Origin of the sequence: Rhizobium sp. CF080 (assembly GCF_000282095.2) — a bacterium.
Classification (GTDB): domain Bacteria; phylum Pseudomonadota; class Alphaproteobacteria; order Rhizobiales; family Rhizobiaceae; genus Neorhizobium.
Genome location: NZ_AKKC02000002.1, coordinates 531659 through 555030, shown reverse-complemented (window position 1 = coordinate 555030; position 23372 = coordinate 531659). Strand labels below are relative to the sequence as shown.

Here is a 23372-nt window from a genome sequence, read left to right as displayed (position 1 = left end):
TCGTGTTGCAACAGCCATGCAAAAGACATAGGTTCCGCGCGATTTCAAGATGGTCCGCTTTCTCATGAGGCGGTTGCGAAGGAGCATTTGCGGATGAACCCCTATGTCAATATGGCGGCAGGCGCCCTGCTTGCTACTGTTTTCGTCATGATGTCGGTGTCCATTGCCTCGGAAGGCATTTTCCACTCGGAGGTCCCCGAGAAGGCCGGTTTTGCCATCGTTGCCGCCGAAGAGCCCGCAGCCGGTGAAGCCGCAGCACCCGCTGCTGCCGCCGTTCCGATCGCACAGCTTCTGGTCAAGGCCGATGCCAAGGCTGGTGAAGCCGTATTCAAGAAGTGTCAGAGCTGTCATTCCGGGGAGAAGGGCGGACCGAACAAGGTCGGCCCGGATCTCTGGAGCATTGTCGACCGTCCGGTCGCCGGACATGAGGGCTTCTCCTATTCGGCCGGCATGAAGGAATTCTCGAAGGCCGGCGCCGAGCACTGGACCTTCGACAACCTCAACCACTTCCTGACCGCCCCGAAGGCTTTCGTGAAGGGCACGGCGATGGGCTTCGCCGGCCTCAAGAACGACACCGAGCGCGCCAACCTCATCGCTTATCTGCGCACGCTGGCTGATTCGCCGGTTGCGCTTCCGGACCCGAATGCAGCCGCTCCGGCGCCCGCCACCAACTGATCGGCGACGTCAAGAATTCCAGACAAAAATGCCCGGCGTCAGTCGGGCATTTTTGTTTTCAGCACCTGGATCCGATGCTGATCGGCTCAGCCGAGCAGCCAGGCCCAGAAGCCGACGGTGAAGACCCCGAATGCGGTGGTCATGCTGATCACCGATGCCGCAAGGCTGTGTCCCGAGCGGAAGCGCTGGGCGATCAGCCAGGCGTTGATGCCGGTCGGCACCGACGCGGTCAGCACCAGTGCCGTGGTCCAGTCCTTGGGCAGGGCAAGCAGATGGCTCATCAGCAAGACGAGTGCCGGCAGCAGCAGCAGCTTGAGCACCGCTGCGGCCCCCGAAAGGCCGATATCGCCGCGGATCGGATATCGCGTCAGCGCCATGCCGATCGACAGCAGGGCAACCGGGCTCGCCGCGGCGGAAAACTGGTCGACGACGATGGCGATCGCGGACGGCAGGTGCAGGTCGAGGAAATTGAAGGCGACACCGACGATAAGGGCGATGACCAGAGGGTTGCGGGCAAGGTTGGATCCCACCTGTTTCAGGACGTCCAGAACGCCGCGCTTTTCTCCGCCATCCACCTTGGCGGCCGCACCTTCCATCAGGATCGTACCGACCACCATCATCAGCGGCAGGTGGATGGCGAGCAGGATGGAAATCGCCACCAGCCCGTCCTTGCCGACCACATGCGCCACTAGCGGCAGGCCGATGAAGACGTTGTTGGCAAACGAGCCGGACATGCCGGCGATCACGCCGACCTTGGCATCCCGGCCGAAAAGGCGGGTGGTGAGGATGTGACCGACCGTCCAGGTCATGGCGACGCCGAGGAAATAGGCGGTCCACAGCCGGAACGGCGAGGCGCCCTCGAAATGCGCATCCGCGAGCGTCCGGAAGATCAGCATCGGCACGGCGATCTTGAAGACGAATTCACCGAGCGCATCCCCGGTCTCCTCCTTCAACAATCCGGTTTTCGCAGCCATCCAGCCGATCAGGATCAGGATGAAGAGGGGCACGACATTCAGGAACACGGAGGACAAGGGGGAGGCTTTCTGTGGAGATGTTTTCATGCGTCTAACGCATGTCGCGGCGTGCGACAAATGCGTTTAATGCAGAGGAGCTGTTTGAAGGGGGAGGCGTGGCGGCAGGCGCCCAACAAAAAAGCGGGGCAATCCCCGCTTTCCTCCTGGTCTCGTCCAGGACATCCGGTGGTCGGCCGCCAGTTCATCCGTGGTCGGCAACACAACCGGATGCCCCAGGTCTATAACCTGTGATCGTGACAGCGGAGTGACGGCCCGGTGACGGCTAGGCAAAACGCCCTGGATTGCCGGCCTTGCGGTTATTTTCCCTTCCAATCGGTTCAAAACCCGAATACCGGTTTTCGCGACAAACTGTTTCCCAAGAGGATCAAGACCGGATGCCCAAGTTCGACGTGCTCACCATCGGCAATGCCATCGTGGATATCCTCGCCCGCTGCGACGACAATTTCCTGAACGACAATGCGATCACCAAGGGTGCGATGAACCTGATCGATGCCGAACGTGCCGAACTCCTCTATTCGAAGATGGGCCCGGCGGTCGAAGCATCCGGCGGTTCGGCCGGCAACACGGCTGCCGGCATTGCCGGTTTCGGCGGCAAGGCCGCCTATTTCGGCAAGGTCGCGGAAGACCAGCTCGGCCAAATCTTCCAGCACGACATCCGTGCCCAGGGCGTGCACTACCAGACCAGCCCGGAAGGCAACAATCCGCCGACCGCCCGCTCGATGATCTTCGTCACGCCGGATGGCGAGCGTTCGATGAACACCTATCTCGGCGCCTGCGTCGATCTCGGCCCGGAACATGTCGAAGAGGACGTCGTCGCCGAAGCCAAGGTCACCTATTTCGAAGGTTACCTCTGGGATCCGCCGCGCGCCAAGGAAGCGATCCGCGAATCGGCCCGCATCGCCCATGAGCACGGCCGCGAAGTGTCGATGACGCTGTCCGATCCGTTCTGCGTTGGCCGCTACCGCGCCGAATTCCTCGACCTGATGCGCTCGGGTACGGTCGACATCGTGTTCGCCAACAAACAGGAAGCGCTGTCGCTCTACGAGACCGAGGATTTCGAGCTGGCGCTGAAGAAGATTTCCGAAGATTGCAAGCTGGCGGCTGTGACGCTCAGCGAAGAAGGCGCGATCATTGTTCGCGGCCAAGAGCGCGTGAAGATCGATGCCTATCCGATCAAGGAACTGGTCGATACGACCGGCGCCGGCGACCTTTTCGCGGCCGGCTTCCTGTTCGGTTATACCCAGGATCGTTCGCTCGAGGATTGCGGCAAGCTCGGCTGCCTTGCGGCCGCCATCTGCATCCAGCAGATCGGCCCCCGCCCGATGGCGTCGCTCACCGAAGCAGCGGCGCGCGAAGGCCTTATTTAAGGCCTCGCCGGGAAGGCCTCATCTGAGGCCTCCATCAACGCCTTCCTGGGGACGTCTTATTTGAAGGCCTCGCCGGGATAGGCGCCCCAGATTTCGGCCTGGGCGATCCAGCCCTCGGCGCCGCTGGTTTCCGCGCGGCACCAGTCGCCATTGCATTCCTTGATCTGGAGCACGACGCCCGGCTCCAGCTTGGCGATGATGGCGGCCGTACCCTGCGGGTCGCGGCGCATGTTGACGTAGATGTCCTTGCCCTTGCCGCGCATCCACGGGGCGGCGAGTGCGGTTCGCTCGCCGGAAAGCAGGGCCTGGTTCACCCAGCCCTCGGTGCCCTCGGCATCGCGAACCCGCCGCCAGTTTTCGTATTCCTGGATGATTTCCATCGGCGTGCCGGACTTCATATACATCCAGGACACCGCATAGTCGGTGCTCGGGCCGATGCGGATGTTGACCTTTCTCGACTTGAGGCTGACGAAACGCGGCAGCGGCAGGCCGCTCGGACCCTTGGCCGCGCCCTGAGCGTAACTCGGGGCGGATGCGGACAGGGAGGCGACAAGCCCGAAGGAAAGAGCGATGAAGGAGGAAAGAATGGCGCGACGCATGTGTTTGGTTCCGGCTGAGCGATCTCGGGCTTTCGGGAACCTCGCGAGGTTTTGTTTGTCTTCGCTGACGGGTCTGGTAGAAAACGCCCTGGATGAACTGAATATCGCGCGACTTGGTTAAGGACCTCCTAAAGCATGCCGCCCGAAAGCGCGTACCGGTTTCGGGATAACGAGATGCGTCGAACAAAAGCTTGGGGCACGAAACCTGAATAGGTTCAGGTTCCGTGCCTTAAGGCGTCAGGCAGAGAGTTTCATGACGGCGAAGAAGAAACCCAAGGTCTATATCACCCGTAAGCTGCCGGATGCGGTGGAAACCCGCATGCGAGAGCTGTTCGAGGCCGAGCTCAACATCGATGACACGCGCCGTTCGCGCGACGAGCTGGCGGCTGCGATGAAGTCGGCCGACGTGCTGGTGCCGACCGTGACGGACCGTATCGACGAGGCGCTGATCGAGCAGGCAGGGCCGCAGCTGAAGCTGATCGCCAGCTTTTCAAACGGCTTCGATCATATCGACGTCGATGCCGCTGCGAGAAAAGGCATCACCGTGACCAACACGCCGAACGTGCTGACCGAAGACACCGCCGACATGACCGTGGCGCTGATCCTCGCCGTCAACCGGCGGCTTGTGGAAGGAGCGCGCATCCTCACCGACAAGCCCGGCGAGTGGAGCGGCTGGAGCCCCACCTGGATGCTCGGCCGGCGGATCTGGGGCAAACGCATCGGCATCGTGGGCATGGGCCGCATCGGCACTGCGGTCGCGCGCCGCGCCAAGGCTTTCGGCCTGTCGATCCATTATCACAACCGCAAGCCCGTCAGCCCGGCGACGGAAGAAGAGCTGGAGGCGACCTACTGGGACAGCCTCGACCAGATGCTTGCCCGGGTCGATATCGTCTCGGTCAATTGTCCCTCGACGCCGGCGACGTTCCATCTTCTGTCGGCGCGGCGCCTGGCGCTGATGCAGCCGGGCTCGATCATCGTCAACACCGCCCGCGGCGACATCATCGACGAGGCGGCGATGATCCAGCTTTTGCGCGACAACAAGATCGCCGGTGCCGGTCTCGACGTCTACCAGAACGAGCCGGCGGTGAACCCGAAACTCGTCAAGCTCGCCCATCAGGGCCGCGTCGTGCTGCTGCCGCATATGGGCTCGGCGACGATCGAAGGCCGGATCGACATGGGCGACAAGGTAATCATCAACATCCGCACCTTCTTCGACGGTCACCGTCCGCCGAACCGGGTGCTGCCCGGCCGCAACTGATCAGTCGAGGCGCTTCTGCATCTCGATCGAGGTGATGCGGGTAAAGCCCGGATGGGAATTTTCCGCCGTCCTGGCGAAACCCCATCCTGCGAAGGTCGCGTGATTGGCGGTGAGTTCGATGCGGGTTTCCAGCCGCAGTGCCGGCAAGCCTTTTTCCCGGGCAATCCCTTCCGCAACGGTCACCAGCCGGCGGCCGATACCCTTGCCTTGGCTCGCGGGGGCGATGGCGAGCTTGCCGATATAGAGGAAGCCCGGTTCCGGCTTGCAGAAGACGCAGCCGACGAACCTGCCGTTTTCGGTCGCCGCAAACGCAATCTCGTCGCGGGCCTTCCGGGCAAGCGAAGCGAGCGTCAGCCGATGTGCGGAAGAGGGGGGATCGATGACCCCGTCCATATAGGCGAAGGACGAGAGGATGAGCGCCAGAAGTTCGTCCCAGCGCTTGAACGCTTCGTCGATGCGGGCAATCTCGATCGCCGGCATCTCGCTCACTCGGCGGCAGCCTTGGCTGTGCGGCGCTTGTATTTGATCATGTCGAAACGGGCCGACAGCGAATCGTAGAGCATCAGCCGTCCGACCAGCGGTTCGCCGATGCCGGTGACGAGCTTGATCGCCTCCATCGCCATGAGGGTGCCGATAACGCCGGTCAGAGCGCCGACGACGCCGGTCTCGGCGCAGGACGGGATCAATCCCGCCGGCGGCTTTTCCGGAAAGAGATCGCGATAGCCGGGATAAAGAACGCCGTCCGGTCCCGCCTCATAGGGTTTCATCACCGTCACCGACCCGTCGAACCGGCCGACCGCGCCTGTCACCAGCGGGATCCGGGTGCGTTCCGCGGCATCGGCGGCCGCGTAGCGGGTATCGAAATTGTCGGAACCATCGATCAGCAGGTCGAAAAGGGCGAGCTTGCGTGCCGCCCATTCGGCGGAAAAGCGTTCCTCGAAGTCAACGACGCGGACATGCGGGTTGAGACGGGCGATCGCCTCGCGGGCGCTCCTCGTCTTCAACTCGCCGATCGTGCCGGTATCGTGGATGACCTGCCGCTGCAGGTTGGAAAGGGAAACCCGGTCGTCGTCGATGATCCCGAGCGTGCCGATGCCGGCGGCCGCAAGATATTCGAGGATCGGCGCGCCGAGCCCGCCGGCGCCGATCACCAGGACGCGGGCATTCTTCATCTTCTGCTGCCCCGTACCGCCGATTTCCGGCAGCAGGATATGGCGGCGGTAGCGCTCGATCTCGTCTTGGCTCAGTTTTTCCGGTGTCAGGCTTTCCATGACGCAACCATATCACCGGCCGTCGGGCCGTGTAAGATGGATTTCAATCGCCGATGCCGCCATGCGCGACGGTAAAAAACTGCGCCCGGTCGGCCAGCGCGGAAAACATCGAGCGGTCGGTGCCGGTCATGAAGGACTGCCCTCCGAGACCGTGAACGAGATCGAAGAGTGCGGCCCGCCGGCCTTCGTCGAGATGAGCGGCGATCTCGTCGAGCAGCAGGATCGGCGCATACCCCGTCATGTCGGCGGTGAGCCGTGCATGGGCAAGCACGAGGCCGATCAGCAGCGCCTTCTGTTCGCCGGTCGAGCAGCGCTCGGCCTCCATGTCCTTTTCGCGGTGACGCACCAGCAGGTCGGAGCGATGCGGCCCGTCGAGCGTCCGGCCCGCTGCGGCATCGCGGTTGCGGCCGTTGCGCAGCATGTCGAGATAGTCTTCCTCGAGATCGGCTGCCGGTCGGTCCATCGCACCGTCCATGAAGCCCTGGAGTGCCAGCACCGGCGTCGGGAACGGGGTTTCGCCGGAATTGCCGGATAGGGCCCTCAGAAGCCCGAGCATCTCCTGTCGGGCCGCGGCCATGGCGATGCCGAGGCCGGCCATCTGTGCCTCGATAGCGGACAGCCAGGAGGGGTCGAAACGGCCCTCCGACAGCAGTCGGTTGCGGCTGCGCATGGCCCGTTCGAAATCGCTCGCCCGCCGGCCATGGGCGGGATCGAGCGACAGGACGAGGCGATCGAGGAAACGGCGGCGGTCCGATGAGGCACCGGTGAAAAGCCCGTCCATCGCCGGCGTCAGCCAGAGGACGCTCAAGTGATCGGTAAGCTCCTCGGTCGATTTGGCCGGCGTACCGTTGATCCTGAGCTTGCGGGCGACGCTCTCGCCTTCACCCGGCTCGATGCCGGTGCCGATCGAGACCTCGCCATCCATGCCGTCGATATCCGCGAAGATGGTGAAACCACCGGCAGCCCCGACGCGCGTCACGTCGGACAGCACGGCCCGGCGCAGCCCGCGACCCGGCGACAGGAAGGAGACGGCTTCGAGCAGATTGGTCTTGCCCGCACCGTTCTCGCCGGTCAGCACCACATGCCGCCCGTCGAGCGGCAGCGCCGCTTCCGCGTAATTGCGGAAATCGGTGAGCTTCAGCCGGGAAAGGGAGGTCTTCTGCGCCATCGGGAATCTTCGGATTCGTCGTGAAACAGGAGCTAAGGGCTCGAAGCCCCGATGGCAAGCTCTCGCTTTCGGGGAGGCTTTTTAGGTGGCCTCGCGCCAGCCGCCGCCGCCATGTTTTACAACCTATCCGGTCGGCCGTCGTCGAATGATCTCGTTGATTGAAAAGACGAATCCCGATCCGTACCTTCCCTACGAAAGGTTGTCCCGCCGGGAATTTCCCGCCCAGCCTTCGACACCGAAACTCCCCGAGTGCAATGCCAACTTATGATTACTCAAAACCTAGGGGGTATGGCTAACAGCCCGTTAAAGCTTCGCTCCTAGAGATGCCTGAGCACGCATATGCATCTTCTGTCCGGATGGCCGCGTGGATCCTTTTAACTCCGGAGACCTCCCATGAAAGACCAGAACCACAAAGCCGATCTCGCCGAGCGCCTTGACTTCATCGGCCTTGGCCAGGAGCAGCGCCGGTCTCTGGCCGAGATCCGGCCGGCCATCAAGGACGCGATCGGCGGTGCGCTGGATGCCTTCTACCGCAAGGTAAAGGGTAATCCGCAGACCGCGAAGTTCTTCTCCAACGATGGCCATATCGCCCAGGCCAAGAGCCGCCAGGTCACCCATTGGGATGCCATCGCCTCCGGCAAATACGATGGCGCCTATGTCGACGCGGTCTCCACGATCGGCCGAACCCATGCCCGTCTCGGCCTCGAGCCGCGCTGGTATATCGGCGGTTATGCGCTGATCCTCGACGGCATCATCCGCGCCGTGGTCAGCCAGGAGATGAGCGGTTTCTTCCAGGAGAAGAAGGCGAAGGTGCTTTCCGAACATCTCTCCTCCGTGGTCAAGGCGGCCCTGCTGGACATGGACTACTCCATCTCGGTCTATCTCGAGGCGCTGGGCGACGAGCGCAAGCAGGTGGAAGCCGAACGGGAAAAGGCCAAGCTCGAGCAGGACGCGGCGCTTGCGGCGCTCGAAGCGGCGCTGACGAGCCTTTCCGGCGGCGACCTGACATCCGAACTCTGGCAGGAACTGGCGCCGAGCTTCGCCGGACTGCAGCAGAACTACAATTCCTCGATTTCCGAACTCGACGCGGCAATGCGCGAGATCAGCAGCTCGGTCGAGCACGTGCGCGCCGAGGCGGGCGGGATTTCGTCTGCGGCCGAGAACATGGCCAAGCGCACGGAGCAGCAGGCCTCCGCGCTCGAACAGACGGCGGCGGCACTCGAAGAGATCACCACGATTTCCGGCCAGGCCGCGCAGCGGACCCGCGAAGTGCAGGTGATCGTGCGTGAATCCGCGTCCGAGACGGTCCGCTCCGGCAAGGTGGTCGAGGAAGCGATTGCCGCGATGGGCGACATCGAGCAGTCCTCGCAGAAGATGACCCAGATCATCGGCGCCATCGACGAGATTGCCTTCCAGACCAATCTTCTGGCACTGAACGCCGGTGTCGAAGCGGCCCGTGCCGGCGAACAGGGCAAGGGTTTTGCCGTCGTCGCGCAGGAAGTCCGCGAACTGGCGCAGCGCTCCGCCGCGGCCGCCAAGGAAATCAAGGAACTGATCGACCAGTCCTCGACGGACGTCCATCGCGGCGTCGAGCTCGTCAACAAGACGGGACAGGCGCTGGTCGGCATTGGCGGACGTGTGAAATCGATCGACGAACATATCTCGTCGATCGCCCGCTCGGCCCAGGAACAGGCTTCCGGCATCGAGGAGATCAACTCCGCGATCCGCAACATGGACCAGATCACCCAGCAGAATGCCGCGCTGATGGAAGAGACCAACGCCTCGACCCAGAGCCTGGTCGGCATCAGCGGCCGGCTGGCGGCGCTGCTCGGCCGTTTCAAGACGAGGGCTGTGCGCGAGACCCGCACTGAGCGCCCGCGCCTTCGCGCCTGATCTTCGACCTGAAACATGGACCGGGCGGTTCCGGTCGGCTAATGTGCGGGCTCCAAAAGGAGCCTGCGACATGACCGATCCGACCCGTGACGGGGACCGCCCTTCCTGTATCCGCCACTGGAGCGAGGTGGAAAAGCCCCAGGAGAAACACTATCGCGGTGATGACGAGCTGATGGGCTTCGGCGCCGCGCTCGCCCGGCAGTTCGGCCTGAGGCGGCTAGGCATTCATCATCATCGCCTGCCACCCGGCCGCCGCACCTCCTTTCCGCATGCGGAGGAGCTCGAGGAAGAATTCATCTACGTGATCGAAGGCAATCCGGAGGTCTGGCTGGATGGCGAGGTCTATCCCCTGAAACCGGGCGACTCGGTCGGCTTCCCGGCCGGTACGGGGATTTCGCATACCTTCATCAATAACACGGATGCGGAAGTGCGCCTTTTGGTGATCGGGGAGGCCAACAAGGACGAAAACCGGCTTTTCTATCCGAAGAATCTCGACCTGAAAACGATCCGCCCCGACTGGTGGGACGACGCACCGGAGCGGCCACTCGGGGACCATGACGGCATGCCGGACAAGGTGCGCGCCGCAAAGGCCGCCAAGAAAGTAGCAAAGGAAACGACGGGTGAGTGACGAGGAAAGGCTGGTCAAGCTCGAGGAGCTGGCCGCCCATCAGGCCAAGGTGATCGAGGAACTGTCCGACCAGCTCGCCGAGCAGTGGAAGGTGATGGAGCAGACCCGCGCCAAGCTCGACCGGCTAACCGAGCGGTTTCTTTCGCTGGAGGAATCCTCGCTGGAAGCGCCTTCTATCACCAGGCCGCCGCATTATTGATCACCCGATCGCCGCTCAGGCGGCACGGGGCATGCGCCGTTTGAGCGCGACATATTCCCAGGTGGCGACGAGGAGCAGGATCGCTGTGGCGAGGACCTGCATCGCGAAATTGGCAATGAAGGGTACCAGCAGGAAGCAGGCGGCGAGAAGGACGATGCCGGCGATATGTGAATAGGGCATGATGCGCGACGAGACCGTCTTCATCCCGGCCATGCCGGCAAGGAACAGGATCGGCCCGCCGAGCAGCGCCAGCGCGTGGACGTAGGAACCTCTTTCATCGGGATGCGAAAGGCTGAAATCCTCGCCGACGGCGGTGAGGATGATGCCGGCGACGATCGGCAGGTGGCCGTAGGTGAAGAGATGCTGGGCGGTGGCCTGCGGCTCGGCGGTCTCTTCCGCCTTGTCGGCCGCCTTTTCCTGGCCGTCGTGAAAGTAGATCCACCACATGGCGACGGTCGAGAGAAACGCGCAGCAGAGCACCAGCGGCGTGCCGGCATTGTCCATGTGGCTCGCGGCGTTCTTGCCGGTGGTCAAAATGGTCTCGCCGAGCGCGATGATGACGAACAGAGCGCAGCGTTCGGCCAGATGTTCGCCGTTGATGTCGAGGGTTTCGGGCGGCGAGGCGCCGATCGACGGCACCCAGTAGCGCATCGCCGGCCCGGCATATTCGATGGCAAGCGCCGCGATCCACAGGATCACCCGCATCTGCGGCTCGACAAGCCCGCCGGCGATCCACAGCGCGCTTGAAATGATCAGCCATATGGTGATCCGGAAGAAGGTCATGAACGAGGCGGCATCGGTTCCGCGGAAGGCATAGAGAGCAAACAGCGAGCGGATGAGCTGCATCGCCGAATAGGCGAGCGCGAAGGCGAGCCCCATGTCGGTGAAGGCTTTCGGCAGCGCGATCGCCAGCACGATGCCGCAGAACATCAGCGCGAAGAGCAGCAGCCTGACGGGTTCGATTTCGGTATCGAGGAGGTTCGTGACCCAGGTCGTGTGGATCCACACCCACCAGAGCGCGAAGATGAAGAGGATGGCCTCGGCGGCGATGCCGAAGCTGAAATCCGAGGCAAGCGTCTCGGAAAGCTGGATCAGCGCGAAAACGAAGACGAGATCGAAGAACAGCTCGGGAAAGCTCGCCTTGGTCGATCGGCCGTCGTCCTTTCGAAGCCAGTGGTGCTCTGTCTCGCTCATCCGGTTCCTTAAGGTCGCTGCGGGACGTGATTGCGGCCCGCGCTGCTATTTAGGGCGCTGCCCGCCAAAGCCGAGGTGGGGTCGCACGATGTGCCGGAGACTTATGTGACCTCGAAGCCATGGACGAGGTGTCGAACCACGAGGCGCAGCTCTTCCGGCGTCATATCCAGCCGGTCGGTGAGCAGTCGTTTCCACGCAAAGCTCGTTATGATCTCCATGGCGAGCTCCGGTACGACCCAGTCGGCCACGTCGCCTCGGGCCTTTGCCCGGCGAAATATCTCGCCGCCCTGCCGATATCGGTCTGCCATGTAGGCGGCGACCGCCTTGCAGGCCGCCGGATCGGTCTGGGCCTCGGCGATGACCGAGCGGAAAACGGCCCCCCCATGGCCAGCGCTCCAGAACTCGAACAGCCCGCTCAAGAGCTGGAAAATATCGGTCTCGATCGTGCCGGTATCAGGTGCGATGTCGACGTATTTCTGGCGATGGTAGACATCCAGAAGCAGGATCGCGCGGTTGGGCCACCACCGATAGATCGTCGGCTTGCCCGCATGGGCTCGCCTGGCGACGGCCTCGATCGAAAACGATCCCAGCCCATTCTCGACGAGGATCTCCTCCGCCGCCTGGAGAATGGCATCCTGGCTGGCGGGATTGCGTTGTGCGCCGATCGATGTGCGGCGGGCCTCCGCGGCCGTTTTTCCCGTCATGAAGATCCCCCAAGCAAAGTTTCAATCGGCATAATACGAATCCCGCTTGAACGAAACGCCTCGTTTCGTTATATGCATCAATCGAAACGGGCCGTTTCTATAGATGCCCTTATGACCACAGCAACTTTCGCCCTCAGTTCCGATAGCGGAAACCAAGCCCCGGAGGCCCAATTGCAGCCCACGCCCGCCCGCGTCAATCCTTCGAAGGCGCGTCTCGCGATCGTGATGATCCTCGCGGTCTACCCGTTGATCACGACGCTTCTCTATATTCTCACGCCGCTCACCGAGGGTTGGGCCGTGTGGCATCGAACGATCCTGATCGCGCCGATCATGGTTCTGTCGATCGTATTTGTCATCGCGCCGGCGATCCAAAAATATCTCGGCTGGTTTGTGGTCCGCATGCCGCGGCCGATAAACTAAGCGGATTGATGGGTATCAATCGGTGTGCTGAAAATGCTGATAGAGAAGGAGGGGCCGGACCATGCCGGCCACTTCGACAGGCAGTTGCATGACCGTTCCGGAATTTACCCTCGCCATCCTCCTGCTTCTCTGCACGCCAGGGCCGACCAATACGCTGATGGCGCTTGGCGGGTATGCGCGCGGCTGGCTGAAGGGCCTGCCCCTGATCGCCGGCGAACTCGGCGGTTACCTGCTGGTGATCGTGCCGGTGGCGACGCTTGCCGCGCCTTTCTTCGATGCCTACCCGCAGGCTTCGGTCTGGGCGAAGCTCGCGGCGGGCGTCTGGGTGCTCTATTTGGGGTATCGTTTATGGACGTCCGAAAAACAGGCGAAGGACGCCGTGGAAATTTCCGTCCGGCAGGTCTTCGTCACCACGGTTTTGAACCCCAAGGCGCTGATCATCGCGCTCGTCATCATGCCGCATGGCGGCCTCACCCAACTCGCGCCCTGGCTTGCGCTGTTTGCCGGACTGGTGCTCCTGGCCGCCAATGGCTGGATCGCCTTCGGCAGCCTGATGCGGCGGACCGACCGTTTCGAGGTGAAGCCGTTCGTCGTGCGCCGCATCGCCGCCGCCTGCCTCGTGCTCTTCGCCATGATCCTCGCCAGCGCGTCGATCCAGTCGCTGGCCTGACATAGACGTCCCCGACCCGAGTTGACGAATCAAGGCCGCCTCTGCATCTTGGCTCTTGCGTGGCCCACGCCGAACCTCCCCGGACCTTCCCCAGCATGGTCCTGAAACGGAGGCAAAGGGACTTCAGTCTCGGGTCGCTATCTTGGTCCGACCGTTTCGGATGTGGTTGCTGGGGAACTCCGTCCGGGGCGTGAAAGGCTCAAGATGACCCAGAACGGAAATTTCAAGCGCCGTGTCCGTGCCCGTGCCGCAAAGACGGGCGAATCCTATACAGCAGCCCTCAGCCATATCCGCGAGAGTGCCCCGAGTGATCCAGGGTCGCAGGCCAGATCGGTGCGCCTGGCGGTGGCGCAGACTACGCCCTATGTCGATCCCCGCAGCGCCGCCGAGCTTCGTGCAAGCGGCGAGGAAATGCGCCGCCTGATGCGCGAGGCACAGAAGGCAAGCGTCAGGGTGATACACTTTCCTGAAGGTGCGACCTGCTCTCCCAACAAGCGCATCATGTCTTCGACCGGCCGCGATCCGGTCGGGCCGTCCGACTGGAGCCGGTTCGAATGGACCGTCCTGCGCGAAGAACTGGATGCCACGAGGGCACTGGCCCGCGAACTCGGGCTGTTTGCGGTGATCGGCTCCGTGCACCAGCTCACCCAGCCGCACCGGCCGCATAACAGCCTTTATGTCGTCTCCGACAGGGGAGAGCTGGTGACGCGCTATGACGAGCGCCTGCTGTCGAACACCAAGATCTCCTTCATGTACACGCCGGGTTCGACGCCGGTGACCTTCGAGGTCGATGGCGTCCGCTTCGGCTGCTCGCTCGGCATGGAAACGCATTTTCCCGAAATCTTCAGGGAATACGAGCAGCTCGATGTCGATTGCGTCCTGTTCTCGACCACTGGCGCAACGCCTGCCTTCGCGGCCGAGGCGCTGGGACATGCGGCGAGCAACAGATACTGGGTGAGTTTCTCGGTGCTCGCCTATCCCGGCTTCATGCCGCCTTCCGGGATCGCCGCTCCGAGCGGCGAATGGGTGGCCCAATGCCGGGCAGATGCGACGCCTTCGCTTGCAATCGTCGATATCGACCACAATCCGGGGGAGATCGCCCGACCCTGGAGGCGAATGGCGCGTGCCGGCATCTATGAGCCGCATATGGTGAACGACCCGCGCAGCGGCGGCCGCGACACGTTCTAGGCCCCCATGAAAAAGCCGTCCGCAACGATTTGTTGCGGACGGCTTTAAAGTTTGGGCTCCAGAAGCTCAGTTCTCGAAGAATTCCTTCATCCGGGCGAAGAAGCCCGTCGATTCCGGATTGTTCTCCTTCGAGGACAGTTCCTCGAATTCCTGCAGCAGTTCGCGCTGCCGCTTGGTGAGCTTCTGTGGCGTTTCGATCTGGATCTGGATGTAGAGATCGCCCGTCTGCGAGGATCGCAGTACCGGCATGCCCTTGCTCTTCAGGCGGAACTGTTTGCCCGGCTGGGTACCTTCCGGCACCGTCACGCGGGACTTGGTTCCGTCGAGCGTCGCCACGTCGAACGTGCCGCCGAGGGCGGCCGTCGTCATGGAGATCGGCACGGCGCAATAAAGGTCCGCGCCGTCGCGCTGGAAGAACTGATGCGGCTTCACCGACAGGAAGATGTAGAGATCTCCCGCAGGTCCGCCGCGCGTGCCGGCCTCGCCTTCGCCCTGCAGGCGGATGCGGGTGCCGTCCTCGATGCCGGCCGGGATGTTGACCGACAGCGAACGCTCTTCGGTGACGCGACCCTGGCCGTGGCACTTGGAGCAGGGATCGGTGATCGTCTGGCCGCGGCCGTGGCAGGTCGGGCAGGTGCGCTCGACCGAGAAGAAGCCTTGGGATGCGCGCACGCGACCGGAACCCTGGCAGGTGCCGCAGGTCTTCGGCTGCGTGCCGGGCTTGGCGCCCGAACCGGAACAGACGTCGCAGGTGATCGAGGTCGGAACCCGTATCTGCGCCGTCTTGCCGGCAAACGCCTCTTCCAGCGTGATTTCCATATTGTAGCGGAGGTCGGCGCCGCGTTCGCGACCGCCCGACGATCGACGGGCGCGTCCGCCGCCCATCATTTCGCCAAAGATGTCTTCGAAGATGTCGGAGAAGCCACCGGCGCCCGCGCCCGAGAAGCCGCCGCCACCGCCGCCCATTCCGCCCTGCTCGAAGGCGGCATGGCCGAAGCGGTCGTAGGCCGCACGCTTCTGGGGATCCTTCAAGGTCTCGTAGGCCTCGCCCAGCTCCTTGAACTTCTTTTCGGCTTCTGCGTCGCCCGGATTCTTGTCGGGATGATATTTCATCGCGAGCTTGCGGAAGGCGCTTTTCAGCTCCTTCTCATCGGCGGTCTTGCCGACACCCAGCGTTTCGTAAAAGTCTGCTTTTGCCATGGAGGTAACCGGCTCCGGAAAGGATTCCGGCTGCACGAAGGCAGCCGGATACTCTAGTCAACTATGGTCGAGGTCTGGCCATCAGGCAACCGGCGGATCAGGCGGACTTCTTGTCGTCCTTGACTTCCTCGTAGTCGGCATCGACGATATCGTCCTTGCCGCCCTCGGAGCCCTCGCCACCTTCGGCCTGCTGGGCCTCATAAATGGCCTGACCAAGCTTCATGGACACTTCCATCAGGGTCTGAGTCTTCGCCTGGATGTCGTCGGCGTCCGGTTCCGGAGCCTCGATGGCGGTCTTCAGCGAAGCGATCGCATCCTCGATCGCCTTGCGGTCGGTCTCGGAAACCTTGTCGCCATATTCCTTCAGCGACTTCTCGGACGAGTGAACGAGGCTTTCGGCCTGGTTCTTGGCTTCGACGCCGGCGCGGCGCTTCTTGTCGGCTTCGGCATTGGCCTCGGCGTCCTTGACCATCTTCTCGATTTCGGCGTCGGAGAGACCACCGGAAGCCTGGATGCGGATTTGCTGTTCCTTGCCGGTGCCCTTGTCCTTGGCCGAAACCTGGACGATGCCGTTGGCGTCGATGTCGAAGGTGACTTCGATCTGCGGCATGCCGCGCGGCGACGGCGGCAGGCCGACGAGGTCGAACTGGCCGAGCAGCTTGTTGTCGGCAGCCATTTCGCGCTCGCCCTGGGACACACGGATCGTCACGGCCTGCTGGTTGTCCTCGGCGGTCGAGAAGACCTGGGACTTCTTGGTCGGGATCGTCGTGTTGCGGTCGATCAGGCGGGTGAAGACGCCACCGAGCGTTTCGATGCCGAGCGACAGCGGGGTCACGTCGAGCAGCAGAACGTCCTTGACGTCACCCTGCAGAACGCCGGCCTGGATGGCGGCGCCGAGAGCGACCACTTCATCCGGGTTGACACCCTTGTGCGGCTCCTTGCCGAACAACTGCTTGACGACTTCCTGGACCTTCGGCATGCGGCTCATGCCGCCGACGAGAACCACTTCATCGATTTCGGCCGCGGTGACGCCGGCATCCTTGAGGGCTGCCTTGCACGGTGCGATCGTGCGCTGGACAAGATCGTCGACCAGGCTTTCGAACTTGGCGCGGGTCAACTTCAGCGTCAGGTGCTTCGGACCGGAAGCGTCCGCCGTGATGAACGGCAGGTTGATTTCGGTCTGCTGCGAGGACGAAAGCTCGATCTTGGCCTTTTCCGCAGCTTCCTTGAGGCGCTGCAGGGCAAGCTTGTCGTTCTTCAGGTCGATGCCCTGGTCCTTCTTGAACTCGTTGGCAAGATATTCGACGAGGCGCATGTCGAAGTCTTCACCGCCGAGGAAGGTGTCGCCGTTGGTCGACTTCACTTCGAAGACACCGTCACCGATTTCGAGGACCGAGATATCGAACGTGCCGCCGCCAAGGTCGTAGACGGCGATCGTCTTGCCGTCCTTCTTGTCGAGGCCATAGGCGAGTGCTGCAGCAGTCGGCTCGTTGATGATGCGGAGAACTTCAAGACCGGCGATGCGGCCGGCATCCTTGGTTGCCTGGCGCTGCGCGTCGTTGAAGTAGGCCGGAACGGTGATGACGGCCTTTTCGACCTTTTCACCGAGGTAGGATTCAGCGGTTTCCTTCATCTTCTGAAGGATCATCGCGGAAACCTGTGCGGGGGAATAGTTCTTGCCCTGGGCCTTGACCCATGCATCGCCGTTGTCACCCTTGACGATATCGAAGGGAACCAGGCCCTTGTCCTTTTCAACGGTCGGATCTTCGTAGCGGCGGCCGATCAGGCGCTTCACGGCGAAGAGGGTATTGGTGGGGTTGGTCACCGCCTGGCGCTTGGCCGGCTGGCCGACGAGGCGTTCGCCGTCATCGGAAAATGCGACCATGGAGGGCGTGGTACGCGCGCCTTCGGCGTTCTCGATCACCTTCGCATCTTTGCCGTCCATGATGGCGACGCAGGAGTTGGTGGTTCCGAGGTCGATGCCAATTACTTTTGCCATTTCTTCTCTCTCCTTTAAGCGAACTATCGGAACCCCTCAAAGGCATTCCATTGACAGTTCCTCGACTGGGATGGTTCGCAGCATCGGCTGCGGTCATGCGGCGTATATAAGGACGGGTTTTTAGGACTGCAAGGCGAGAAATCGCCTGTATCCGAGCAAAAAGAAGACTTTGCCGAGCAATACCGTGAATACGCTTCACTGACCCATGATCAGGTCGAAAAGCGTGGTCTGCCGGGGCTGTCCTCTGGAGCCCGCAACACCGACGTCGCCGGGCGGAACAGGTCCGCCGCCGATCGCTCCGGGCGGCACGGGAGCGGGCGAATCATAGGGGCCGCGATACTGACGATAGTCGCGAACCGGGACGTCGCCGGGCGGTATCACGTCGCCCCGGCGGCTGCGGTCGCCGTAGACCTGGCGATTGTCGTAGCCCGGATTGTCGCCGTAGACGGGCCGAACGCGGGCCGGCTCCCGTTCGATCGAGGCGGAATCCTGGACGGGAGCGCGCGGCGCCGGCGGATAGTCGGCGGGCAGCTCCGGAGTCTGGCGGGCGCCCGGCAGGATGCCGGAAATGATATCGCCAATGGTGGTCGAGGGCGATTCCGGCTGGGCGGCGGCAGGCGGCGGCAGATCGAGGCCGCGGCCGGTGCCGAACAGCGGCGTCGGCGTATAGCCCTTCATCGCTGCCGTCATGTATTCCTTCCACGCTTTTGCCGGAAGCCCGCCGCCGGTCACCTTTTTCATGAAGGCGCCGTCGTCGTTGCCGAACCAGATGCCGGTCGTCATGATGCTGGTGTAACCGACGAACAGCGCGTCGCGGAACGACTGGGTGGTGCCCGACTTGCCGGCCGCCTGCCAGCCGTCGATCTTCGCGGCCTTGCCGGTGCCTTCGTTGATGACGCGGTTCATCATGCCGTTCATCGTCGCGGCCACCGGTTCGCTGAGCACGCGCGGCGGATTGGCGTAATCGGCTTCGTAAAGCACCTTGCCATCCGGATCGGTGATGCGTTTGACGATATGCGGGGTCGCCTTGTAGCCGCCGTTCATGAACGAGGCATAGGCCGAGGTCAGCTCGACCAGCGAGACTTCCGAGGTGCCGAGCGCGATCGAGGCATTCGCCTGGATGTCGGAATCGATGCCGAGCCGGTGGGCTAGGCTTACCACCTTGTCGGGGCCGACCTGCATGACGAGCTGTGCGGCGACCGTATTCAGCGACTGCGCGAAGGCCGAGGCGAGCGTCACGGGACCGCGGTATTTCTCGTCGAAATTCTCCGGCGACCAGTTGCCGATCTTGACCGGCGCGTCGTTGACCATCGAGTCCGGCCGGGCGCCGGCTTCGAGTGCCGAGGCATAGACGAAAGGTTTGAAGGCCGAACCCGGCTGGCGCTTGGCCTTGACGGCGCGGTTGAACTGGCTCGTCGCATAATCGCGGCCGCCGACCAGCGCCCGGATCGCGCCTGTCGCATCGACCGAGACGAGGGCTGCCTGCGACGCGTTGAGCTTGCCGCCTTCCTTCTTGAGAACGTCGTTCAGCGACTTTTCGGCGGCAGTTTCGAGGCGCATGTCGAGCGTCGTTTCGACTGTCACGTCGACCTTCGGCTCGCCGATCAGGCTCTTCACCTCGTCGACGACCATGTCGGCGGCATAATGCTGGGCGCCGGTCCAGTAGCTCTTCGCCTTGGCCGGCGGCTGCGACATGGCGGTCTTGAGGTCGCTGTCGGTGACATAACCTTCCTCGCGCATCGTGCCGAGCACGACCTGGGCGCGGGCCTCCGCCGCCTTCGGATCACGGGCGGGCGACAGGCGGGATGGGGCCTTGAGGAGGCCTGCAAGCGTCGCCGCCTCGCCGAGGTTCACGTCGCGGGCGGACTTGTTGAAATAGCGCCGCGAGGCGGCCTCCACGCCATAGGCGTTCGAACCGAAGAACACCCGGTTCAGATACATGGCGAGAATCTGGTCCTTGGTGAACTTGTGCTCCAGCCAGAAGGACAGGAGCACTTCCTGGATCTTGCGCTCGAACGTGCGGTCCGGCGACAGGAACAGGTTCTTGGCGAGCTGCTGGGTGATCGTCGAGCCGCCCTGGATCGGCTGGCCGGTCAGGTTGTTGACCAAGGCGCGCGCCAGGCCCAAGGGATCGACGCCGAAATGCGAATAGAAACGGCGGTCCTCGATGGCGATCACCGCCTGCGGCAGGTAGGGCGACATTTCCTCGAGCGCCAGGGCTTCGCCGCCAGTCGAGCCGCGATTGGCGACGACCGAGCCGTCGACCGCGGTGATCTTCATGTTCGGCGGCCGATCCGGGATCGACCAGGTGCTGGCGGCCGGCATCTTGGCGCCGTAATAGAGCACCAGCCCGCCGACGGCGATGCCGCCCCAGATGCCGAGCACGAAACACCAGTAGACGAGCCTCCTGAGCGACGCGAAGAACCCGCCGCCCTGGCGACGGGGCGGAGCCTTCCTGTTGCGCGAGGAACGGGCACGTTCCGGGCGCTCGGACCGCTCGTCGCGGTCTTCGCTTTCGGCTCTCGATGGACGTCTGCCAGGCCGGCCGCTGCCCACGACCCGTTCGTCCGCGTCGAGGCGGAAATCGTCGCTCGGTCGCGAACCCTCGAAGGACGGTTCAACGCGTTTGTCTGATCTGCCTCTGGCTGCCATGGTGAGCCGGCATACCCCCGTTACGCGCCTGTCAAAACAGGCTGTTACTCGAATGTCTGATCGCCCAAGCTTTGGCTGGACTCTAAATGCGGCGATTTAAGGAGGCGTAAAGGAATGGTTTATCGGCCGTTACTTCTTGAACCGCTTGACTTCCATCTCCATTTATGAGAACAAATAGAGAACATTTGGAGGGTGCTGATGAGCAGAACCGAACAGGTGATCGAACGTGCCATGGCCGCAGTCGCGGCATCCAGGGCCCTGCGCGAAGCTGAAGCGCAGCGTCGGCAAGAGACGTTTCAGAAGATACAGATCGCCAACCAGCGACGCCCGAATATTCCCAAAGGCATCCAGCTGCCGCTGGACCTTCATTGAGATGTGGCAACGCCCTTCAATGCCGGGCGTTGGCCCATGTCACAAAAGCTACCCCGATACCGTATCCAACCTTAAAAAAATCCGATTCCTGATGGAACAATGAGGCAAGATCCGCGTTACGACGGATTCGACCTTGGAGGAGGGGAGGATATGCAGAAAATCGTCGAGGCAGTCGTCCGCAATGGCGACCAGCGTGTGCCGGTCGGTCTGGTCACCGTCAAGCAGGCGCTTCAGATGCCTGAAAGGGGGGTGCTGGAGTTCAGTCACCCCGCCTATGAGGCCGGAAAGACCGATATCTTCGTCAACCGCGAAACCCTTTCAAAGCTGATGTGATCGCGGCAGGCGACGAAAAACAGGCAGCATGATGGCAGCTCGAAACGCGAATTCGTGATTTCGGGTTCATCGCGTTGCGGGCTACCTTGGCGACCGCAACCACAGCGAAGGAGAATGGCATGAAGACAGTTCTCGTAATCGCCGCCGTGCTCGGCCTGTCGTCCACCGCAGCTCTTGCGGAATGCGCCGGCCATGTCACGGCTTCCGCCACGGTGGACAAGGACATCACCACGGCAAGCATCGCGGCTCCGAAAATGGACCCGCGCGAGGAAGCCGCCGTGCTGAAGCCGTCCGAAGGACAGGCCAAAGTCACCGAATAATCGTTTGGCCCGCGCCGGCTTCTCGTCGGTGCGGGCTTTCATTTCCTTTAAATAAGGCCGGCTCTCTCAGATAAGGATCTGGAGAGGGAACCTCGCGTTGCGCTCGGTGTTGTTTCCGAAAAGGAGACTCCCATGGCCAAAAAACCTCTCGCCGCCGGCTTTACCGGTGATGTTGCCGAAGAGACAGGCGTTAGCGCTCGCACGAAATCTGCCGTCCGCCAAGTCAGGGATGAGGCGGGAATGGTTGCCGCCCATGCTGTCGATCATCCGGCGGCTACCGGCTCGGCAATTGCCGTCATCGGCCTGCTCGGCCTGGCGATCGGCTACATGCTCGGCATGTCGTCCGCCTCCCGCGACCGGCGCTGGTATCGTTAGGAGAGTGGGGTTCTCGCGGGAATACGCGCTGTTCTCGGAACTGCGGCGCGGCTCAGCCGTTGGTCACCTGACAAGAAGAAGGAGACCAACCCATGCCCAACCGAGACCCCATTCCCACACCGAGCCCTGAAACGCCGCGCGGCCCGACGCCGACAGGCGGGGTTCCCGACCGGATCCAGGAAAAACCACCGCTGACGCCGGCGCAGGATCCTGCCGACAGCAAGAACCCGCAGGATCCGACGCTCGATCCTGCTCTATTGCCGGGCGGCGATCCTGCCGGCATGGCATAGTCCGCCGTCAACCTTTTGCCGCGTCCGTGGACGCTCGCGGGGACCCGCATAGGTAGTAGTCCGTACGGGTCCACCCTTATATTGCACCCCTCTATTATTGTTATTGTCAATTTATTAGCCAAGGCTCAGAATCCCGTCTCCTGTGGCTTGTAGATCTTTGGCCCTCGGGCGCCGACAAGGCCGGCGCAAGACTGTCGCAATAAAAGGCCGCTGGTATTTCCTCCGGCCGCCGTTGCTGAACAGGGCGAGGGGAAGGGTCCGCCGGTCGGGCACCGTATGATCGGGAGGGTTATATGCCTACACAGATGGTCCGAAATCCTGTCAATCCCGAGCAGCTCAGCCTGCTGCAGCAGGTGTTTGACCAGGCCTGCGCCGAGCACGAGATCGACAAGGCAAGCCCCGATGCGGAGGCGCTTGCACTGATTCTGGTGAACTCCCTTCAAAAAGGCTCGGACGACAAGGAAAAGCTCGCGGCGCTTGCGGAGGCGCTTGCCAAAAGCCGATAGGCTTCTTGCCCGAATGGGGAACCTATCGGGCGCTGGACAGTTGAACGATCTCTCGCTCAACCCAGGAGGCCGGTATGGCAGAGCCAATCAGAAATCTGAATACACCCGTTAAGTCGAATACACCCTCTTTCGACCATGAACCCAGCGAAAACGTCCGGACAGAGATTGCGACGCTTCGTTCCGAGATCGCCAATCTGCGCGAGATGCTCGCCGAAAAGACCGGCGCTGCCTATGACAAGGTGGCCGAGCGGGCCGGCAGTGCCGCGAGCTATGTCCAGCACGAGGCAAGCTCGGTCGCCGGTACCATCCGCGAACATCCCGCAGCCACCACGACGCTGTTCACCCTGATCGGCGCAATCGGTTTTGCGATCGGCTACGTGGTTGCGACCGCTTCGGCGGAAAGCAAGCACGCCTGGTATGACCGTTATCTGAGCGGCCGTCTCTAAGCGGCATCGCCGCCCGAAACCGGATCCTGACCGACATCGACCCAGGTCGCTGCGGTCAGGTCCGCCATACGTTCGGGGCTGATGCGCACCGCGGCATTGATGGCGCCGGCTGCGGGAACCACTTCCGGGAATCTCTTCAGCGACACGTCGCAATAGATCGGAATCGGCGAAGGCAGTCCGAACGGACATACGCCACCCACCGGATGGCTGGTGATGTCAGCCACCTCGTCGCCGCCCAGCATGCGCGGTTTGGCACCGAAATGATCCCGGAACTTGCGGTTGTCGAGACGGCTGGTTCCCGACATCACCACCAGAGCCGTCATTTCGCCGGAACGCACGCAGATCGTCTTGGCAATCTGCTCGGGCGCCACCCCGTGGGCGGCGGCTGCGAGCGGCACGGTCGCCGAACTTTGTTCGGTTACGATGACATCGATGTCGGGGGCATGGACGGCAAAAAAGGCGCGGACGGATTCGAGGCTCATGGCTCGAAATTGACGCAGGATAGGGCGCGCCGCAAGTGGGCAATGGAGCTATGCGAGAATTGCAATGCTGCACTGCGATATCGCGACTGTTTTTTAAGCTCTGATCCTCTATATTCAAATCATCGAAGG

The 23372-nt window shown here is 62.6% G+C and carries 27 protein-coding genes; 16 read left to right on the top strand and 11 right to left on the bottom strand.

Translation table 11 applies throughout. From position 1 onward, the window contains the following. Window positions 1-93: 93 nt before the first annotated feature. Window positions 94-675 carry a cytochrome c family protein gene (locus tag PMI07_RS03990; protein ID WP_007771148.1) on the top strand — a complete coding sequence of 194 codons (582 nt, stop codon included), beginning with the start codon at window positions 94-96 and terminating at the stop codon, window positions 673-675. 86 nt (window positions 676-761) lie between these two features. Here the strand turns inward: PMI07_RS03990 and PMI07_RS03985 are convergent, their stop codons facing one another. Next, complete coding sequence (locus tag PMI07_RS03985) at window positions 762-1706, bottom strand: AEC family transporter (RefSeq protein ID WP_037085173.1); 945 nt, start codon at window positions 1704-1706, stop codon at window positions 762-764. 377 nt (window positions 1707-2083) lie between these two features. Between PMI07_RS03985 and PMI07_RS03980 the strand changes: the two genes are divergently transcribed. Beyond that, window positions 2084-3076 carry an adenosine kinase gene (locus PMI07_RS03980; protein ID WP_007771153.1) on the top strand — a complete coding sequence of 331 codons (993 nt, stop codon included), beginning with the start codon at window positions 2084-2086 and terminating at the stop codon, window positions 3074-3076. Between the two features lie 56 nt (window positions 3077-3132). Here PMI07_RS03980 and PMI07_RS03975 read toward each other — a convergent pair whose 3' ends face one another. Continuing rightward, the gene (locus PMI07_RS03975) at window positions 3133-3675 is read right to left on the bottom strand and encodes an SH3 domain-containing protein (protein WP_007771155.1); all 543 of its coding nucleotides are present in this window, start codon (window positions 3673-3675) and stop codon (window positions 3133-3135) included. Window positions 3676-3928: 253 nt separating this feature from the next. On the opposite strand from PMI07_RS03975, the gene PMI07_RS03970 reads away from it, so the two are divergent. Next, complete coding sequence (locus PMI07_RS03970; protein ID WP_007771160.1) at window positions 3929-4933, top strand: D-glycerate dehydrogenase; 1005 nt, start codon at window positions 3929-3931, stop codon at window positions 4931-4933. On the opposite strand, the gene PMI07_RS03965 is transcribed toward PMI07_RS03970, so the two are convergent. From PMI07_RS03965 to recF, 3 genes are read right to left on the bottom strand one after another with little or no spacing between them, the layout of a single operon-like run. Further along, window positions 4934-5404 carry a GNAT family N-acetyltransferase gene (locus tag PMI07_RS03965; protein WP_197032462.1) on the bottom strand — a complete coding sequence of 157 codons (471 nt, stop codon included), beginning with the start codon at window positions 5402-5404 and terminating at the stop codon, window positions 4934-4936. 14 nt (window positions 5405-5418) lie between these two features. Then, the gene (locus PMI07_RS03960; protein WP_007775195.1) at window positions 5419-6204 is read right to left on the bottom strand and encodes a molybdopterin-synthase adenylyltransferase MoeB; all 786 of its coding nucleotides are present in this window, start codon (window positions 6202-6204) and stop codon (window positions 5419-5421) included. 43 nt (window positions 6205-6247) lie between these two features. After that, on the bottom strand, window positions 6248-7372 hold the full coding sequence (recF, locus tag PMI07_RS03955) for a DNA replication/repair protein RecF (protein WP_007775193.1): 1125 nt from the start codon (window positions 7370-7372) through the stop codon (window positions 6248-6250). 393 nt (window positions 7373-7765) lie between these two features. Here recF and PMI07_RS03950 point away from each other — a divergent pair, with 393 nt between their 5' ends. The 3 genes from PMI07_RS03950 (at window position 7766) to PMI07_RS03940 (ending at window position 10092) form a co-directional block, all read left to right on the top strand. Next, window positions 7766-9265 carry a globin-coupled sensor protein gene (locus PMI07_RS03950; protein WP_007775190.1) on the top strand — a complete coding sequence of 500 codons (1500 nt, stop codon included), beginning with the start codon at window positions 7766-7768 and terminating at the stop codon, window positions 9263-9265. Between the two features lie 70 nt (window positions 9266-9335). Then, the gene (locus PMI07_RS03945) at window positions 9336-9893 is read left to right on the top strand and encodes a cupin domain-containing protein (RefSeq protein ID WP_007775186.1); all 558 of its coding nucleotides are present in this window, start codon (window positions 9336-9338) and stop codon (window positions 9891-9893) included. Then, complete coding sequence (locus PMI07_RS03940; protein ID WP_007775183.1) at window positions 9886-10092, top strand: SlyX family protein; 207 nt, start codon at window positions 9886-9888, stop codon at window positions 10090-10092. The genes PMI07_RS03945 and PMI07_RS03940 overlap by 8 nt, the downstream gene beginning before the upstream one ends. Window positions 10093-10107: 15 nt before the next feature. Here the strand turns inward: PMI07_RS03940 and PMI07_RS03935 are convergent, their stop codons facing one another. Then, window positions 10108-11286 carry a low temperature requirement protein A gene (locus PMI07_RS03935; protein WP_024163538.1) on the bottom strand — a complete coding sequence of 393 codons (1179 nt, stop codon included), beginning with the start codon at window positions 11284-11286 and terminating at the stop codon, window positions 10108-10110. Window positions 11287-11387: 101 nt separating this feature from the next. Further along, window positions 11388-11990, bottom strand: a complete 603-nt coding sequence (locus tag PMI07_RS03930) for a TetR/AcrR family transcriptional regulator (protein ID WP_007754309.1) — start codon at window positions 11988-11990, stop codon at window positions 11388-11390. A gap of 171 nt (window positions 11991-12161) precedes the next feature. Between PMI07_RS03930 and PMI07_RS03925 the strand changes: the two genes are divergently transcribed. From PMI07_RS03925 to PMI07_RS03915, 3 genes are all read left to right on the top strand, one after another. Next, window positions 12162-12410, top strand: coding sequence for a hypothetical protein (locus PMI07_RS03925; protein WP_007754307.1), 249 nt, complete (start codon window positions 12162-12164; stop codon window positions 12408-12410). A 61-nt stretch (window positions 12411-12471) separates the two neighbouring features. Continuing rightward, the gene (locus tag PMI07_RS03920) at window positions 12472-13080 is read left to right on the top strand and encodes a LysE family transporter (protein WP_007754304.1); all 609 of its coding nucleotides are present in this window, start codon (window positions 12472-12474) and stop codon (window positions 13078-13080) included. A 204-nt stretch (window positions 13081-13284) separates the two neighbouring features. Continuing rightward, the gene (locus tag PMI07_RS03915) at window positions 13285-14268 is read left to right on the top strand and encodes a carbon-nitrogen hydrolase family protein (protein ID WP_007754303.1); all 984 of its coding nucleotides are present in this window, start codon (window positions 13285-13287) and stop codon (window positions 14266-14268) included. 66 nt (window positions 14269-14334) lie between these two features. On the opposite strand, the gene dnaJ is transcribed toward PMI07_RS03915, so the two are convergent. The 3 genes from dnaJ to PMI07_RS03900 form a co-directional block, all read right to left on the bottom strand. Further along, the gene (gene dnaJ / locus PMI07_RS03910) at window positions 14335-15468 is read right to left on the bottom strand and encodes a molecular chaperone DnaJ (RefSeq protein WP_007754302.1); all 1134 of its coding nucleotides are present in this window, start codon (window positions 15466-15468) and stop codon (window positions 14335-14337) included. 97 nt (window positions 15469-15565) lie between these two features. After that, the gene (gene dnaK / locus PMI07_RS03905; protein WP_007754301.1) at window positions 15566-17467 is read right to left on the bottom strand and encodes a molecular chaperone DnaK; all 1902 of its coding nucleotides are present in this window, start codon (window positions 17465-17467) and stop codon (window positions 15566-15568) included. 195 nt (window positions 17468-17662) lie between these two features. Then, window positions 17663-20119, bottom strand: coding sequence for a transglycosylase domain-containing protein (locus PMI07_RS03900; protein WP_007754299.1), 2457 nt, complete (start codon window positions 20117-20119; stop codon window positions 17663-17665). A 198-nt stretch (window positions 20120-20317) separates the two neighbouring features. Here PMI07_RS03900 and PMI07_RS35290 point away from each other — a divergent pair, with 198 nt between their 5' ends. From PMI07_RS35290 to PMI07_RS03870, 7 genes are all read left to right on the top strand, one after another. Next, window positions 20318-20491, top strand: coding sequence for a hypothetical protein (locus tag PMI07_RS35290; protein WP_007754297.1), 174 nt, complete (start codon window positions 20318-20320; stop codon window positions 20489-20491). 150 nt (window positions 20492-20641) lie between these two features. Then, window positions 20642-20824: a hypothetical protein gene (locus tag PMI07_RS03895; RefSeq protein WP_007754295.1), complete on the top strand. Its 183-nt coding sequence runs from the start codon at window positions 20642-20644 to the stop codon at window positions 20822-20824. Window positions 20825-20943: 119 nt separating this feature from the next. Then, a complete protein-coding gene (locus PMI07_RS03890; RefSeq protein WP_007754289.1) occupies window positions 20944-21144 on the top strand; it encodes a hypothetical protein in 201 nt (66 codons plus the stop codon). A 132-nt stretch (window positions 21145-21276) separates the two neighbouring features. After that, window positions 21277-21519 (top strand): hypothetical protein, encoded by a 243-nt coding sequence (locus PMI07_RS03885; RefSeq protein WP_007754288.1) that lies wholly within the window; start codon window positions 21277-21279, stop codon window positions 21517-21519. Between the two features lie 92 nt (window positions 21520-21611). Then, window positions 21612-21809 carry a hypothetical protein gene (locus PMI07_RS03880; RefSeq protein WP_007754287.1) on the top strand — a complete coding sequence of 66 codons (198 nt, stop codon included), beginning with the start codon at window positions 21612-21614 and terminating at the stop codon, window positions 21807-21809. A 293-nt stretch (window positions 21810-22102) separates the two neighbouring features. Then, window positions 22103-22315 (top strand): hypothetical protein, encoded by a 213-nt coding sequence (locus PMI07_RS03875; RefSeq protein WP_007754286.1) that lies wholly within the window; start codon window positions 22103-22105, stop codon window positions 22313-22315. A 74-nt stretch (window positions 22316-22389) separates the two neighbouring features. After that, window positions 22390-22761 carry a hypothetical protein gene (locus PMI07_RS03870; protein ID WP_007754282.1) on the top strand — a complete coding sequence of 124 codons (372 nt, stop codon included), beginning with the start codon at window positions 22390-22392 and terminating at the stop codon, window positions 22759-22761. Here the strand turns inward: PMI07_RS03870 and PMI07_RS03865 are convergent. Beyond that, on the bottom strand, window positions 22758-23243 hold the full coding sequence (locus PMI07_RS03865; RefSeq protein WP_007754265.1) for a YbaK/EbsC family protein: 486 nt from the start codon (window positions 23241-23243) through the stop codon (window positions 22758-22760). The two genes, PMI07_RS03870 and PMI07_RS03865, sit on opposite strands and share 4 nt — an antisense overlap. Between the last annotated feature and the right edge of the window lie 129 nt (window positions 23244-23372).